This is a genomic window from Peribacillus sp. NPDC056705, from assembly GCF_043656335.1.
The window spans coordinates 153,157-169,621 of sequence record NZ_JBHTYI010000004.1 but is presented as its reverse complement, the minus strand read 5'-3'; the positions used below and the strand labels follow the sequence as shown (position 1 = coordinate 169,621).

Below are 16,465 nucleotides of genomic sequence, written 5' to 3'. Positions count from 1 at the left end.
TATTAACTTTGGCCTTGGCTGCTCCATCATTGCTATGTTTGGAAGCTTTTATTTCTCTGAAATTAAGCAAATTGAACCGTTTGCGCTCTGTTGGTATCAGCGACGTATCCTTTTACGATCATTTTAGGAATTGCAATCATTCGATAAGATCATTGGATTTGCTTACCAGGATAGTAACAGCATCGGTGGATACATTTTCACGTATCATTATTTTGCAAAGGTTTCATTCTTTCCCGAACACACCCTTGCATGAGGAAGGGTTCCATGTACAGGACAATATATAAACGTATTGGTTTCATCACCATCACGTTCTAGCCTTGACTGCATTCGTCATTATTATTTACATCGTATGGACAAGATCCAAGGAGGTTGCAGGTTAATGAAGAAAATGGCTATATTTTTAGTGATAATCGTCGCCCTTTTTGTCCTGCTGGGCGTTTTTACAAACATGAAAAAAGAAGAAAAATCAAAAGGAAATCCATACGGCAAGGATAAGCTTAAACCTGCCACTGTCGATCAGCTGGATGACCCCAATTATCAAAATTTGATCCTTCCTGTAGAGTTGGAGAAGGACCTCCAAGATAGTAAAGACGTGACCGTTTATTTCTATAGTCCTACGAATTCAACCAGTCAAAAAACCACACCAGTCGTAGCACCTTTGGCCGAGAAGTTGGGTATTGATCTTGTTCAATTCAATCTTTTGGAGTTTGAACAAGGATGGAGCGATTATGGCATCAAAAAGACCCCGACCATCGTTCACTATAAAAATGGTGAGGAACAAGAGCGAATCGTCGGTTTTAATGATGAAGTAACGTTCGAGAAATGGTTCGAGGACCATGATATTAATTAAGAATGGAAAAAATGAGCCGGCCCTAACGGAAATGCTTCTCCCGTTATAGCCGGCTCGTTTTTTTTACCCTATACTAAATATTGATTCGCCACCTGGATGTCCATCATCTGCATATCATTATTCGCTTCTTGGTTTATACTTGAAAAATGGTCATAATAAAAGGGGAAGAATATTCCGCATTCATTCAATAGTGTGATGTTATGTTGGAACAATTCTTCAGATTTAGATTCCATCATTATAAAATCTTCTCTCTTTTGTTTGTCTAATATCGACATAAGAACTTGAAGGCATGTCATTACTTGAAATGCGTCTCTTAATGTTGCCAAGTAAGTAACAGAACTTTGATTGGGTTCTAAAACGCCAATCTCGCGAAAATGAAGAATTTCACTTTCCGTAAAGTATTTTGGAAATACAGATTCGTAGAAACGAGAAACGAGACTCGCTATTTCTTGCTCTTGTTCTTCAGTTGAAGAAAAGACCGTCTTCACTAAAAAAACCACCTTTTTTCAGATCCGTTAGACCTATCTATTATATGTATATTCTAGGACAAGCGATTTCTTTCCCCATAGAATAACATAAATTTTGTAAAAAATATGTGGTAATTTCCACCACGAAAATTTCAGCAATAGGTCCAAGGTTACTTTTTTCACGATTTATCTTTAATTATTATATATTTTTTTCATTTAAATAAAACCAAAGTAGTCGAAAGTAGGAGTCTAATTGGAAAATTTTAAATTAACTAACCAACATTTAAAAATAGATGTTCTTCAAAGTTGGAATGGATTAACATTGGAAAAGCTTTTTAGGGAGCGGTGGAAGGCCCCAAAGAAATTAGTCCATGAATGGAGGATGAGTAAAGAAGTGACAGTGAACGGAAATTCCGTCGCATGGTCAACTGTTCTTAATGAAGGGGATACGATTAGCATCCCTTTATTGGATCACGCTGAAAATGAAACAGTTCAAGCGACAGACTTAGGAATTTCCATCATATATGAAGATGATGTGTTGTTGATAGCCAATAAACCGGCTGGAATGGATACCCACCCTTCTCAACAGGGTGAGTCACACTCCCTCATCAATGGAGTGGCGCACCATCTTCAAAAAACTGGCCAGTCCTGTATGATCAAGCATATTCATAGGCTTGATCAGGATACCACCGGTGCGGTCCTTTTTGCCAAAAACCGCCTCACAGGGTCCATGCTGGATAGAATGTTGGAAGAAAGGGAGATCAAACGGACATATCTAGCTTTAGTCGAAGGAAACATTAAAAAGAACGAAGGCGAAATCAAAGAAAAAATTGGCCGCGACCGACACCATGCCACGAGACGAAGGGTTTCCCCTACAGGCCAGACTGCGGTCACCCATTTTCAGGTACTCAATCGCGATCCCAAGAAAAACTTGACGCTTGTCAGCTGTACACTGGAAAGCGGCCGAACCCATCAAATCAGGGTGCATTTCAGTCATTTGAATCACCCCTTGGCCGGAGATACCTTGTATGGCGGAAAAAAGACATTTCCGCGTCAAGCCCTGCATGCAAGGAAAATCGAATTCATCCACCCCATTTCAGAAAAAAAAATGAGCATTGAAGCTCCTTTCATGGATAGACCTGAAATATTCGATGTCACCATTTAAACTGAATAAACACCGTTCCATTGGGAACGGTGTTCTTATTACTTCCATTGGTATGAAATTGTTGCCCATATTTTTTTTGTGCACCACCTGCAGGACTTTCCACGATTGGGGCGAATTGGTTTAAAGGCATGCCAGGACGAAATCTGTCCATTTTTGCAAAAAAAATAGCTGGCCACTTGGGCCAGCTTAATCTTTGCATTTATGAAGCTTTTCTCATGCCTTTTAAGATAAGGCTTAAGACGAAAACAAACACGATAGCACCAATCAATGCTGGAATTATAGCGAAATCTGCTACTGAAGGGCCCCAGTTCCCAAGAATTAATGAACCTAACCATGCACCAACAAAACCAGCGATAATGTTACCGATAATTCCAAATGGTACGTCACGTCCAACGATCATACCTGCTAACCAACCAATGATACCTCCGATAATTAATGACCATAAAAATCCCATAATATATTTCCTCCTTAGTATTAGTTATTTTTCAATTTCTGCAGCAGACTCCAAGAAATCAAATCACTTCCATATTGTCATGCCTTTTTTCAGTAATTTTAACTTTTACATTCAAATGGTATGATGCCGATAATGCACAATATCTAATGAATGTGAATGTTTTAGTTATTGGGTAGATTTAGCTAGCTATAGCCCTTGAGTAACTGATTGGACAATCCTCATGTTAGTGAATTTTTTCTTTTTGTTTGCCGCTGTACTCATTATTTTCCCCGTTTAATTAATCTAAAACCTAATTTTTTTAAAAAATATTTGGCAACGAAAACAGGATTATTAGACATATTAAACGGGTATACCATAGGCTTAACTTTGTCACATAGTTAGTATAAGCAATAACTGTCTCAATTATGTTCATGAGGAAAAATAAAAAAAGGATGCCCCATTCGGGACACCCTTCTATCAGTATTTTTTAGAACAAAAGTTCATCGGGATTGCTGCCGAACCGTTCATTTTTGTTCAAGGCATCTATTTGATTCATTTCATTCAGGCTTAATGAAAAGTCAAATACCTCTGCATTTTCCTCGATACGGGACGGCGTAATCGATTTAGGTATTACAACTAGATCATGTTGCAAATGCCACCTAATCAACACTTGGGCTGAGCTTTTCCCGTGCTTCTTCGCTATATGATTAATTGTCGGCTCTTCCAATAGGTTCCCTCTGCCCAGCGGGCTCCAAGATTCTACCTTTATTTCATGTTCTGCACAGTAGTCACGAATTTCGACTTGAGTCAAAAGTGGATGCAATTCAATTTGATTGACGACCGGTTTCACTTCACTGTTTGCAAGTAACTTCTCCAAATGTTGAACATGGAAATTACTTACACCGATTGATTTCACCTTTCCATCCTTATAAAGCTTTTCCAATGCCCTCCAGGTTTCCAGATATTTATCTTTTCCCGGCCAGTGGATCAGGTATAAATCCAGGTATTCCAAACCAAGGCGATGTAAACTATCATCAAATGCCTGGAGCGTCGTTTCGTATCCTTGCTCTGTATTCCACACTTTAGACGTAATGAACAATTCTTCACGTGGCACTCCGCATTCCCGAATCGCCTGGCCAACACCTTCTTCATTTTCATAAATGGCCGCCGTATCTATCGCACGATAACCAACTTCGATCGCTTTCTTGACGGATTCAACCGTTTCATTGCCATTTTTCACTTTAAATACACCGAAACCCAACTGTGGCATTTTAACTCCATTATGTAAGGTGATCGTTTCCCCAATATTTGAAATCATTCCATCATTCCCCCTTACTTTTATTTACCAATTATACATCCCTCCACCCCCTATTTCTAACCATAAGCCTCGGAATTTATAGAGCCTTCTTAAGCGAAAACTCCCCCTTACATACCATTTATATATATTAAAGGGATCATTTTATCTTTTAAATCATTCACTAAGTTAAATATTTTGTAAAAAAATGACGAAACATCTATCCTTATAGGTATGAACTTCGTTACAATTGAATAGTTCGGCTTAAAACCAAGTAAAAAAGAAGGTGCCAAATTTTAAGAATAATCAAATGTAAAACTCCCATTCTAATATTGAGGAGTTGCAAACTGTCCTGCCCATTCATTGGCGACAATCCATATACACTTTACATACTTGAAATCAAGGGAGTCCTCCATGTATGAATAGCCTACTCATCTTAACCGCGCTAATTATTATTTTTGCTTTGGTCTTTGACTTTATCAATGGCTTCCATGATACGGCTAACGCCATCGCTACAGCAGTATCAACCAAGGCGCTTAAACCACGTCATGCAATCATCATGGCTGCGGTCATGAATTTATTAGGAGCACTGACCTTCACCGGTGTAGCGCATACCATTACGAAGGATATCGTTGATCCTTTCACATTGAACAATGGTTCTTATGTAATCCTTGCCGCCCTGCTTTCGGCAATAATATGGAATTTAATCACTTGGTATTTTGGCATTCCAAGCAGTTCCTCCCATGCAATCATTGGTTCAATAGCGGGAGCTGCCATCGTGGCTAGTGGATTCGATACGATTAAATGGAATGGATTCACTAAAATTGTACAAGCATTGATTCTATCCCCTATCCTTGCCTTCACGCTTGGATTCATTGTATACAGTATCTTCAAGGTAGTATTCAAAAATAATAATTTAGGAAAAACCAATAAGCGATTCAGGAGAATACAAATTCTCACGGCGGCCATCCAGTCTTATACACATGGAACGAATGATGCTCAAAAATCCATGGGGATCATCACGATGGCTTTAATCGCAAACGGTTATGCCTCTACCTCTGAAGTTCCTTTCTGGGTACAACTATCATGCGCAATAGCCATGGCGCTTGGTACATCAATCGGAGGCTGGAAGATCATCAAAACCGTTGGCGGTAAAATCATGAAAATCCGCCCGGTTAACGGTGTGGCTGCCGATATGACTGGAGCATCCATCATTTTCGGTGCAACCTTCCTGCATATGCCGGTCAGCACGACACATGTCATTTCTTCTTCAATACTTGGGGTCGGTTCTGCACACCGCATCAAAGGGGTAAAATGGGGAACCGCAAAAAACATGTTGATCACTTGGTTCATTACATTGCCAATTTCCGCTTCCTTAGCTGGAATCATTTACTATTTAATTGCTTTATTTTTATAGAAATTTTTGCCTTTCCATTTTGGAAAGGCTTTTTTTCTACAGATTACCCCTTATAATTGTAGGGTTTTTCCCAATTTTTAATTTTCATTGTGTTTTTATATAAAGTTTTATTAAGATTTTGTAAATTTTCGTCGAAAAACCTTCCCGGATACTACATGAATTCGTTACAATCAATTTGTTAATACTAAGCGTACGACTAAAGTGCGTAAATTTGCATGACTAATTGGGAGGATTTAAAATGGCTTTTAAATCAAAAAAAGACAAATTCGCAGTAATGCTTTTTAACATCGCTCAAAACCTTAAAGAAGGTGCTGACTATTTCGCGGATTATAAACTCAAAAACATCTCCGATCTCAAAGTATTTTCAGATACGATGAAAGACTATGAGCATAAAGGCGATTCAATGGTTCATAATGTGATTAAAGAGCTGAACAATGCCTTCATCACTCCTATCGAACGCGAAGATATACTTGAATTGACCATGAGAATGGATGATGTCATAGACGGTTTGGAACACTGTGCAGCATTATTCGAGATGTACTCAATTGTCAATGCAGATGAGTATATGCTTAAGTTTGTGGATGCAATCAAACAGTGTACGTATGAGATTGAAAATGCTGTCGATACACTATCCACTAAGAAATTACCAATGATTCGAGAAAATGCAATCAAGATTAAAGATCTTGAATCAGTTTGTGACGGAATCCAACGTCAATCAATCAAAAACTTGTTTACAGTTGAAAAAGATCCAATCAGGATCATTCAATATAAAGAAATTTACGAAAGCCTTGAAGAGATCGCCGATCACTGTCAAGCAGTGGCCAATACACTTGAAACAATCATAATGAAAAACGCCTAAGGAGTACCCCAATAAATGGATACTTTATTAATTTTAACAATATTAATCGTTTTCTTTGCTTTAGCATTTGACTTCATCAATGGTTTTCATGATACAGCCAATGCAATTGCGACTGCCGTTTCAACAAAGGCCATGAAGCCTAGGCATGCCATCATCATGGCAGCCATCATGAACTTCGTCGGAGCTATGACATTCACTGGAGTAGCGAAGACCATAACGAAGGATATCGTGGATCCGTTCACGCTTCCGAATGGTTCGTATGTAATCATGGCTGCTCTGCTTGCCGCTATCATATGGAACCTTCTTACCTGGTATTACGGAATACCAAGCAGTTCCTCCCATGCATTGATTGGTTCGATTGCAGGTGCCGCCATTGCTGCAGCAGGCTTCTCCGGCATTAAATGGGAAGGATTCATGAAAATTCTTCAAGCTTTGATCTTCTCCCCGCTAATTGCTTTTGCAATCGGGTTTATCGTATACAGCATCTTTAAAGTAGTATTTAAAAATAATAACCTGACAAAAACAAACCAAAAATTCCGTACTATACAGATTGCTACTGCGGCACTTCAATCGTATACCCACGGAACGAACGACGCACAAAAAGCGATGGGTATCATCACGATGGCCCTCATTGCGAATGGTTATGCATCAAGTACCGATATCCCCTTCTGGGTTCAATTCTCCTGTGCGCTAGCAATGGGGCTTGGAACTTCCGTCGGCGGATGGAAAATCATTAAAACCGTTGGCGGTAAAATCATGAAAATCCGTCCGGTCAATGGTGTTGCAGCGGATTTAACCGGGGCTTTCATCATTTTCGGCGCAACAGTCATACACATGCCAGTCAGTACAACCCATGTTATTTCGTCTTCAATCCTTGGTGTTGGATCTGCGCATCGTGTCAAGGGCGTTAAATGGGGAACGGCAAAAAGGATGATCATCACTTGGTTCATTACCATTCCCATCTCGGCAACATTAGCTGGTTTGCTTTATCTTTTAATTAACTTCTTATTCTAAAATAAAATCCCTTCCGGTTTCCACGGTAGGGATTTTCTGTTTTTAACAAAGGATTTATCTATGCTTATTAATAGGAAACGTTTAAAATTCAAGAAGAAGGAATTTTTTTTAGCGAGGGGCAAATAAAAATGAAGGAATTCGAAAAAAATAGAGATATTTTTAAAGACCTTTATGGAGATATGATGGAATTTGCCGATAGAATCAGTTCTGTTTTGGGTTGCCCCATTACGATCGAGGACGGTAACCACCGCTTACTTGCTTATAGCACACACGATGATACTACGGATCAGGCTCGTATCATGACTATAATCGGAAGACGTGTCCCTGAAAAGGTCATCAACAGTTTATGGAAAGATGGCTTCATCCCCGCATTATTGAAAGAAGATGCCCCCATTAAAATCGGGGCCATCAGTGATGTCGGTCTCGGTAACAGGGTTGCGGTTTCCATCCGGAAAAATAATGAAGTACTTGGATTCATTTGGGCTTTGGAAGTAAATGAACCTTTCTCCGGAGAAGATATGAAATTTCTGCAATTCGCTGCCAAGGAGGCGAAGAACCAGTTACAGCAATTGCAATTGAAAAAGAAAAGGAAAGAAGCAGGTCATCAAGAGTTCCTTTGGCGCATGTTGACCGGGCACTACCAAGAAGAATCGGAAATAATTGAACATTTCAAGAAATTTTCCATCCACGTTCCAGTGGTTTTTTCCATATTGGTATTCGAATTTCCTAAAGAGATCAATCGCGAAGTGGAGCGCTACATTTCATACATGTTAACGACCACTCAGAAGATAAACAGTTCCTTATTTGCCATTGACCATAACAAGCTCATTCTTTTCGCGGGAGGCAACCAGGAAAACAGCCCATCTTTCACTTCATCGATTTATGAGTTCATTCCTTTTTTCATTCTGGAGATGAAGCAGCGTTTCGGTGTTGAGCATATCCTTGGAACGGCTGGCAATATGTATAAAAATTTAATGGATGTTAAATCAAGTTACGAAGAAGCTCAATACACCCTTAAAATGAAGAGTATTTTCCCAGATGACATGAAACTCATTTTACATTATGAAGAACTTGGCATGTTTCAAATGATTGAATCACTCGCAAGCAACAAACAGCGTCGTGTTCATCCATCCATCCTTAAGCTAAAAGCATATGACATGAAAAACCAGACGGAATTGCTGCGAACGCTCACTGTCTATCTAGAGAAAGACTGCAATCCAAATGAATCTTCAAGTAATCTTCATATCCATGTGAATACATTGAATTACCGATTAAAAAGAATCTCTGAAGTGGGAAATATTCGACTAAAAGACCCGATTCAAAAAATGTCCCTCTTCCTTAACATTAAACTTAATCAATATGATGAATTTCACAAGAAAAATTAATGATATATTCCCTGATATGGAATACTAGAAGTGTGGAAAGGTTGATCATATGAAACTTGAAACAAAAGAAGAGCTTGAAAACGAATTAACAATCATTGAAAAATGGGAAAAAGATCAGAAAGGACTATGGTTTTGGGAACGGATCGGACGGATTCCCTTCAAGCTATTGGATAAGTTGACACCGGATTTCATTCAGAAAAAATTGGGTGTCATGCTTGATGAAATCGGCAGCTACATTCAGAATGGCGGAAAATATTTAACGAAAGAAACTCATATTTTAAGTCAGCTGCAAGCCAAGGTTCCAGAGTTGGAAATTAAAGCCCTGAAAGATGTTTCAGTCATCCCCCTCAAAATCATGGATAGCGTGAGTCAGGATATTAAAAATTCAGGCAGCAAATTGGCAACGGTTCAAGGTGCCACTACAGGGATTGGCGGAATTTTCACTTTGGCCATCGACATCCCCCTTCTTCTCGGCATGTCGATCAAAACGCTTCAGGATATCGCCATCACATATGGCTTCAATCCTAGAGATCGCCAAGAACGTATTTTCATCGTCAAATGTCTGCAATTCACAACATCGGATGTTGTCGGCAAAAAGGCTCTATTAAATGAATTGTCGAAAATGGACCAGACCGATTCCCAATCAAAAAGGGAAATAGCATCCGAACTGCAAGGTTGGCGGGAAGTCGTTTATACATACCGTGATCAGTTTGGCTGGAAAAAACTTATGCAAATGGTTCCTGTTGCCGGGATAATCTTTGGCGCCCTTACAAATCGTTCCATGATCGCCGATATAGCCGATACGGGAATCATGCTATATAAGAAAAGAAGAATTTTAGAGCGTATTCAAGAACCTATTGTAAAGAATTGAATTCAGCTTTTTAAAAGGTCTTGTTCCTGGCTAGCCCATATTTTTGACACTGCGTTTGTGGAATTCCACAAATACACCTTTTTCAATTTTCTGATTTCCACATACTAACTATTTCTTTTTCCAACTATACTTGTTATACAAATAGTAAAAACATATTATTGGAGGGATTAAGATGAGAATAGGAATTCCAAAAGAGATTAAAAACAATGAAAACCGTGTAGCTATCACTCCAGCCGGGGTTGTGGCATTGGTCAATGCAGGTCACGAAGTATTAATCGAAATGAACGCAGGTCTAGGAAGCAGCTTTACAAATGAATCATATCAAGAAGCTGGTGCTGTTATAGTCGAGGACGCTGCTAGCGTTTGGTCAAGCACAGAAATGATCATGAAAGTAAAAGAGCCTATCTCATCTGAATATAAATATTTCCGAAAAGATTTAATCCTTTTCACATATTTACATCTTGCGGCTGAACCTGCACTAACTCAGGCCCTAAAAGAAAGCGGTGTCTTGGCCATTGCTTATGAAACGGTTGCAGTAAACCGCACACTACCATTATTGACACCAATGAGTGAAGTTGCAGGACGCATGGCTGCACAAATCGGTGCTCAGTTCCTTGAAAAAAATAACGGCGGCAAAGGAATACTCTTAAGCGGAGTTCCTGGAGTTAAACGTGGTAAAGTCGCTGTTGTCGGCGGAGGTATGGTTGGAACGAATGCTGCTAAAATCGCTATTGGATTAGGAGCAGATGTTACCATTCTTGACTTAAGCCCTGACCGCCTTCGTCAGCTTGATGATATTTTCGGAAATGAACTGACTACACTTATCTCCAACCCTTATAATATTGCGGAAGCAGTCAAAGATGCCGATTTAGTGATCGGTGCTGTATTGATTCCAGGTGCAAAAGCTCCTAAGCTCGTTACTGAAGAAATGGTTAAATCGATGTCTCCTGGTTCAGTCATTGTCGATGTTGCAATCGACCAAGGCGGTATCTTTGAAACGGTCGACCACATAACAACACATGATAACCCTACTTATGTTAAACATGGAGTAGTGCATTATGCAGTGGCGAATATGCCAGGAGCAGTGCCTCAAACTTCTACAGTTGCATTAACTAACGTAACAGTACCATTTGCACTTCAAATTGCAAACAAAGGTGCCATCAAAGCCATCCTTGAAAATGATGCACTTGCAAAAGGCGTCAATGTAGCGAACGGTGAAATCACGTTCGAAGCAGTTGCTACAGACCTTGGCTACAACTATGTAAGTGTTGAAAATGCCTTAAATTCAAATAACATTAACGCTTAATAAAAAACAAGACTCCAGACACAACCTTGTCTGGAGTCTTGTTTTTTTGTACGAGAATCTCGTTGAAAGCTGTACTTCAGGCGATTTTGCTAGATATAGATATAGGTCGAATTATCAGATCGGACGGACCATTTTCCGATTATAGCCCGAATGAAAGACGAAAATCATTTTTATGCGAATATATGTTTAAATTCCGTGATATATAATTGGCATTTTCGCCTTGGCCCCATATAATAGACAAGATTTCCACTATATTTTATATGGGATCAAGTCTGTTTGTTGTTATTACTAATCTACAAAATAGTATATTCCTCTTAATCTATGAAGATCTTCCCAGGATTCATTATTCCTTTCGGATCCAATGCCTGTTTGATCGTTTTCATCACTACGTAAGCTCCTCCATGCTCCCTTCGCTGATATTTCGATTTTCCAAGTCCTACTCCATGTTCACCCGTACATGTACCGCCTTTTGTTAATGCATATTCGACGATTTCTTCATTTAACCTCTTCGCTTCTTTTACTTCTTCAGGATTTTTCAGATCGATCATGAACAATACGTGATAATTCCCGTCACCTACATGTCCTACAATCGCACCCTCCATTTTGGATTGTTCGACTTTCTTCCTTGTATCCAGTATGGCATTAGATAATTCATGAAGGGGCACACTTACGTCGGTCACCATCAGCTTCTTTCCAGGTGCGCTGTGAATGAATGCGTAAGCGAGGTTATGGCGTGCTTCCCATAAGGCATTCCGTGCTTTTGAATCAGTTTCAAACTGAATATCGCCACAGCCAAAATCACTTACGATTTCCTTGGCAAATTTGACGTCCTGTTCCAGTCCGGCAAAATTCCCATGAAACTCGAGGAATAAAGTTGGCTTGACATCATAGGATTTGTCCATGAATTGATTAACCTTTTTTATGGACTCGGCATCAACCAATTCAATTCGTGCAATCGGAATTCCAGCAAGCATGATCCCATTAACCGCCGATACTGCCTGTTCGACGGTTGGAAATGAGGCCCTTCCAGCCATTGTGACTTCAGGAATGCCATATACCTTTAATGTCAGTTCAGTAAATACACCTAGCGTACCTTCAGAGCCGACAAACAAGCCATTCAAATGAATGCCTGAAGATGACTTTGTCGCTAAACTTCCGGAATGAATGACTTCACCGTTTGCTAAAACCACTTCCAGATCCCTGACTTGATCCCGCATTATCCCATATTTGACCGAGGTCGTACCACTTGCATTCGTAGCTGCCATCCCTCCCAATGTAGCATCTGCACCAGGATCGACGGAAAAGAACAAACCGTATTTTTTCAATTCTTTATTGAGTTGCGTCCTTGTTACACCTGGTTGGACCTTTACAAGGAAATCATTTTCCCTGATTTCCAATATTTGATTCATCAAGGACAAATCCAGGGAAATTCCTCCCTTGACAGGAACGACATGCCCCTCCAAACTTGAACCCAATCCAAAAGGAATGACCGGTATTTCATGCTCATTCGCAAACCGCATGACTGCACTTACCTCCGCAGTATCCCTTGGGTATATGACCATATCCGGTAAATGCGGTGTATGGTAGGATTCATCATGGCTATGCTGTTCCAATAATGTTTCATTCACCGTTACTTGTTCTTCCGTCAATATCTTCCTTAATTCTTCTATATAACCATTCATTATGCTGCCCCCCTCTTTTTTTTACCAAATATTTTGAAAATATTATACAAAATGAGATTGCCCGCCAATAGGCAATCCATCTTTCTTCACTTACTGAAGCCTTTCGTTTTATCCGTGCAGGACTTCATTGCTTGCAGAATGCTGGATCTTAGCTGATTCTCTTCTAAAGACGCTACCGCAGCTATCGTTGACCCTCCCGGCGTGCAGACATCATCCTTTAAAGCAGCAGGATGCCTTTCCGTATCCAGTACCATTTTAGCAGCCCCCATTACAGCTTGTGCTGCCATTCGGTACGCTTGTTTCCGTGGAATGCCATCACGGACCCCTCCATCAGCCAGCGCCTCGATGAACATGTATACATAAGCAGGCGACGAACCGCTGATGGCTGGTACTGCGTCCATCAAATCTTCATGGAGGATTTCCGTTTTACCGAAACTATTCAGCAAAAAAGTCACATCCTCTATATCAGCATCGGTAATTTCAGCATTGATGCTCATGGCCGTCATGCCTTCACCGACAAGCGAAGGAGTGTTTGGCATCGTCCGGATAACCTTCACTTTTTTTCCGAAGCTGCCCTCCACTAAAGATATAGTTATCCCAGCTGCCATGGTAATGATTACAGCTTCTTCTTTCACATGATTCTTCACTTCTTCAAGCACTTGTTTATGCATGGCAGGTTGGATCCCTAGAAAGAGAATGTCTGCAAAACCAGCAACCTCTATATTATCCAAAGTGCCTTTAACGTTATATTTCGTGGTGATTTTAGTTTTGGTTTCCGCACTCGCAGTACTGACCATGATCCCTTCAGGTGAAATGACCTCTGCAAGCAACATGCCCTCAAGCATTGCCTCACCCATTTTGCCGCATCCAATAAACCCGATTTTTTTATTCATATCTTACACTTCCAATCATAAGTTCATCTATATTCCTTCTTATTATATCGGATATCATAAATGGAAACACGTTGGAAATATTAATCAGGAAGGATTTGGTGGTTTCTGGTCGAATTACTTAATTGTTATGGATGAATCTTGATATCCAACTTCAATTGAAATTTTCAGTGAAAAAACCGTTGACTAAATGGTCATTTCGGATTTATAATTTTGACCTATCAGTCACAAAATCAATAAGGAATAAAATTCCAGGAATGGAGAAATCATATGCAAACGGAAAAAAAAGCAGTTAATACCAAGCTAGTCTTAACAGGATTGATCATAGGAATGTTTTTCAGTTCATTGGAACAGACGATCGTCGGTACGGCCATGCCGACAATTATCGGGGAATTGAATGGCTTTACCATCTTTGCATGGGTGACGACTGCCTATTTAATAGCCTCAACGACTGTCGTACCCATTGTGGGAAAGCTATCTGATTTATATGGCAGGCGTTCCCTTTATCTGCTTGGTACGATCATTTTCACGATTGGTTCGTTTTTATGTGCCACAGCCACTTCGATGGAGCAATTGATCATTTATAGAGGGCTGCAGGGAATCGGCGGCGGGATGATCATGCCTTTATCCCAAACGATCATCGGCGATATATTCTCTGCCGAACAAAGAGCCAAATGGCAGGGTGTATTTGGAGCTCTTTTTGGTTTAAGTTCCGTCATCGGTCCTTTTCTGGGCGGCCTGATCGTTGACCATATCAGCTGGCATTGGATCTTTTTGATCAATGTACCGACGGGCTTACTATCTGCCATTTTGATTTATGTGGGATTGAAACATGAAGCCATAAGGAAAGCAGAGAAGGTGAATATCGATTACCTGGGGATTTTCACCTTGATTCCTGGTATTGTGCTGTTACTGCTGGGCTTGACTTTCGGTGGTGATAAATTTGAATGGTTATCACTGGAATCTTTCTTGATTTTCGGCAGCACCACTGTCTTCATTACTCTATTCATCATTTTTGAAAGAAGAGCAGTCGAACCGATCCTTGATTTATCCCTTTTTAAAAATAGAGTTTTTTCCACCACGAATATTTTGGGATTCCTGCTTGGCCTTGGCATGTTCGGGGCAATCATGTTCGTCCCGCTGTTCATGCAAGGTGTACTGGGAGTTTCACCAACAAAAGCGGGATCGACCATGACTCCGATGATGGTCGGCATGATTCTTTCCAGCATCATTGGCGGGCGGTTACTATTGAAATTCCGTTTTCGTACCGTGCTTACCTTTGGAATGGCCTTTGCAACGCTTGGCTTCTTCCTAATGAGCATGATGGACAGCAGTACGACTATATTCACTGCGTACTCATTCATGGCCATCCTTGGAATAGGTATGGGTCTTGTCATGCCGACATTGATGATTGCCGTTCAAAACGAGTTTCCAAAATCCCAGCTAGGGTCGGTTACAGCGGCTTCCACATTCTTCCGATCTATAGGGGGAACGATGGGCATCACGATCTTGAACGCTGTCATGAATCATAATCTCCAGCAAAATATGGATGATGCGGTCGTAAGCCAAAAGGACCCTATATTGCATGCGGCACTGAAAGCATTGGCCGATAAAACGGATGCGTTATTCAACATCATGCTTTATCCGGAAAACCTTAAAATGCCGGCAGAAGTCAGCAATGTCCTTGTAAAAACGATTGAAAATGCTTGGATCGATGCATTCTCCAGCGTTTTCATCACCGGTATCATTTTTGTTTCCGCGGGGATATTAGTGGCACTTTCCGTGGGTTCAGGCCGTATCAAAAAAGATCAAGAAACGGAAAAAGAATTAGGCTAAAAACATGCTCGGGACCGGCTGATATATTCAGCCGGTCTTTTTAATCCCTTGATGTTTTTTTTTCATTGATAAGGGAATTTTACCTGTATGAGACTAGATGGAGTGATACTATGATAAACCATTCAATTTTACCCGCAGATTTTTATCAGCAGCCCACGCTTGAACTGGCAAAATCCCTTCTTGGGTGCCTCATTGTAAAAGAAACAGCGGATGGAACCGCTTCTGGATTCATTGTTGAAACAGAGGCCTATATCGGACCTGGGGACAGGGCCGCACATAGTTTTGGAAATAGAAGGACAAAACGGACGGAAGTGATGTTCGGTAATTCCGGATTGATTTATACTTACGTCATGCATACACATACACTGGTCAATGTCGTAAGCGGCGGGCCTGGAAATCCGGAGGCCATTTTAATTCGAGCTGTTGAACCCTATTCAGGGCTTGAGTTAATGCAGGAAAGACGCGGAATTGCCGATATTCGAAAATGGACCGATGGACCTGGGAAGCTAACAAAGGCACTAGGCATCACCATGGATGATTATGGTCGACCTTTTACGGATCCCCCGCTATATCTTGCTGCCGGAAAAATGCCTGAACACATATCCAGCGGCCCCCGCGTCGGAATCGAGAACTCCGGGGCAGCAAAAGATTATCCTTGGCGTTTCTGGATTACCGACAATCCGTTCATATCCCGTAAAAACCTAATTAATAAGGCTGTGCCGAAAAATGAACCATGATTTTATCCCCTCAATTTTGTGTAAAATTCCGTGGATATTACACAACTTTGAGGGGATTTTACTTTGTCCGTAAGCATCCCTAGATCCATATCAACAAGTCGTGTATGAAAGCATTATGAATATCGCTAATGTAAGCTCTAGCCTCAAAAGGAACAAAGCTTATATTGAAGTACTACTTATTCCTGCCAAACTTATACATTAGATCATTCAAGTCCCTCAATATCCCATAAGTTCCTTACTCCTTCAACTTCCAGCCTAT

Annotated in this window: 15 protein-coding genes; 10 read left to right on the top strand and 5 right to left on the bottom strand. The window is 40.5% G+C overall.

Going from position 1 to position 16,465, the window contains the following annotated elements; genetic code table 11:
• Positions 1-379: 379 nt before the first annotated feature.
• The gene (locus ACFRAK_RS07500) at positions 380-850 is read left to right on the top strand and encodes a thioredoxin family protein (protein WP_192203476.1); all 471 of its coding nucleotides are present in this window, start codon (positions 380-382) and stop codon (positions 848-850) included.
• A gap of 68 nt (positions 851-918) precedes the next feature.
• Here ACFRAK_RS07500 and ACFRAK_RS07495 read toward each other — a convergent pair whose 3' ends face one another.
• Positions 919-1,338, bottom strand: coding sequence for a YhcU family protein (locus tag ACFRAK_RS07495; RefSeq protein WP_260284401.1), 420 nt, complete (start codon positions 1,336-1,338; stop codon positions 919-921).
• A 232-nt stretch (positions 1,339-1,570) separates the two neighbouring features.
• On the opposite strand from ACFRAK_RS07495, the gene ACFRAK_RS07490 reads away from it, so the two are divergent.
• On the top strand, positions 1,571-2,482 hold the full coding sequence (locus ACFRAK_RS07490) for an RluA family pseudouridine synthase (RefSeq protein WP_394571499.1): 912 nt from the start codon (positions 1,571-1,573) through the stop codon (positions 2,480-2,482).
• 199 nt (positions 2,483-2,681) lie between these two features.
• Here ACFRAK_RS07490 and ACFRAK_RS07485 read toward each other — a convergent pair whose 3' ends face one another.
• Positions 2,682-2,936, bottom strand: a complete 255-nt coding sequence (locus tag ACFRAK_RS07485; protein WP_179086047.1) for a GlsB/YeaQ/YmgE family stress response membrane protein — start codon at positions 2,934-2,936, stop codon at positions 2,682-2,684.
• Between the two features lie 466 nt (positions 2,937-3,402).
• Complete coding sequence (locus ACFRAK_RS07480) at positions 3,403-4,233, bottom strand: aldo/keto reductase (protein ID WP_394571498.1); 831 nt, start codon at positions 4,231-4,233, stop codon at positions 3,403-3,405.
• Between the two features lie 394 nt (positions 4,234-4,627).
• Between ACFRAK_RS07480 and ACFRAK_RS07475 the strand changes: the two genes are divergently transcribed.
• From ACFRAK_RS07475 to ald, 6 genes are all read left to right on the top strand, one after another.
• On the top strand, positions 4,628-5,626 hold the full coding sequence (locus ACFRAK_RS07475) for an inorganic phosphate transporter (RefSeq protein ID WP_394571497.1): 999 nt from the start codon (positions 4,628-4,630) through the stop codon (positions 5,624-5,626).
• Between the two features lie 238 nt (positions 5,627-5,864).
• Complete coding sequence (locus tag ACFRAK_RS07470; protein ID WP_063235631.1) at positions 5,865-6,485, top strand: DUF47 domain-containing protein; 621 nt, start codon at positions 5,865-5,867, stop codon at positions 6,483-6,485.
• 15 nt (positions 6,486-6,500) lie between these two features.
• Positions 6,501-7,499 carry an inorganic phosphate transporter gene (locus ACFRAK_RS07465; protein WP_394571496.1) on the top strand — a complete coding sequence of 333 codons (999 nt, stop codon included), beginning with the start codon at positions 6,501-6,503 and terminating at the stop codon, positions 7,497-7,499.
• Between the two features lie 128 nt (positions 7,500-7,627).
• Positions 7,628-8,884, top strand: a complete 1,257-nt coding sequence (locus ACFRAK_RS07460; protein ID WP_260284396.1) for a PucR family transcriptional regulator — start codon at positions 7,628-7,630, stop codon at positions 8,882-8,884.
• A gap of 49 nt (positions 8,885-8,933) precedes the next feature.
• On the top strand, positions 8,934-9,755 hold the full coding sequence (locus ACFRAK_RS07455) for an EcsC family protein (protein ID WP_394571495.1): 822 nt from the start codon (positions 8,934-8,936) through the stop codon (positions 9,753-9,755).
• A gap of 172 nt (positions 9,756-9,927) precedes the next feature.
• Positions 9,928-11,061, top strand: coding sequence for an alanine dehydrogenase (ald, locus tag ACFRAK_RS07450; RefSeq protein WP_260284394.1), 1,134 nt, complete (start codon positions 9,928-9,930; stop codon positions 11,059-11,061).
• A 314-nt stretch (positions 11,062-11,375) separates the two neighbouring features.
• On the opposite strand, the gene ACFRAK_RS07445 is transcribed toward ald, so the two are convergent.
• Entirely contained in the window at positions 11,376-12,743 is a 1,368-nt protein-coding gene (locus ACFRAK_RS07445) for an FAD-binding oxidoreductase (RefSeq protein ID WP_394571494.1), read from the bottom strand.
• An 86-nt stretch (positions 12,744-12,829) separates the two neighbouring features.
• The gene (gene proC / locus ACFRAK_RS07440) at positions 12,830-13,636 is read right to left on the bottom strand and encodes a pyrroline-5-carboxylate reductase (RefSeq protein ID WP_394571492.1); all 807 of its coding nucleotides are present in this window, start codon (positions 13,634-13,636) and stop codon (positions 12,830-12,832) included.
• A gap of 267 nt (positions 13,637-13,903) precedes the next feature.
• On the opposite strand from proC, the gene ACFRAK_RS07435 reads away from it, so the two are divergent.
• On the top strand, positions 13,904-15,469 hold the full coding sequence (locus ACFRAK_RS07435) for an MDR family MFS transporter (protein WP_394571491.1): 1,566 nt from the start codon (positions 13,904-13,906) through the stop codon (positions 15,467-15,469).
• A gap of 110 nt (positions 15,470-15,579) precedes the next feature.
• Positions 15,580-16,206 (top strand): DNA-3-methyladenine glycosylase, encoded by a 627-nt coding sequence (locus ACFRAK_RS07430; protein WP_394571490.1) that lies wholly within the window; start codon positions 15,580-15,582, stop codon positions 16,204-16,206.
• The last annotated feature ends 259 nt before the right edge of the window (positions 16,207-16,465 follow it).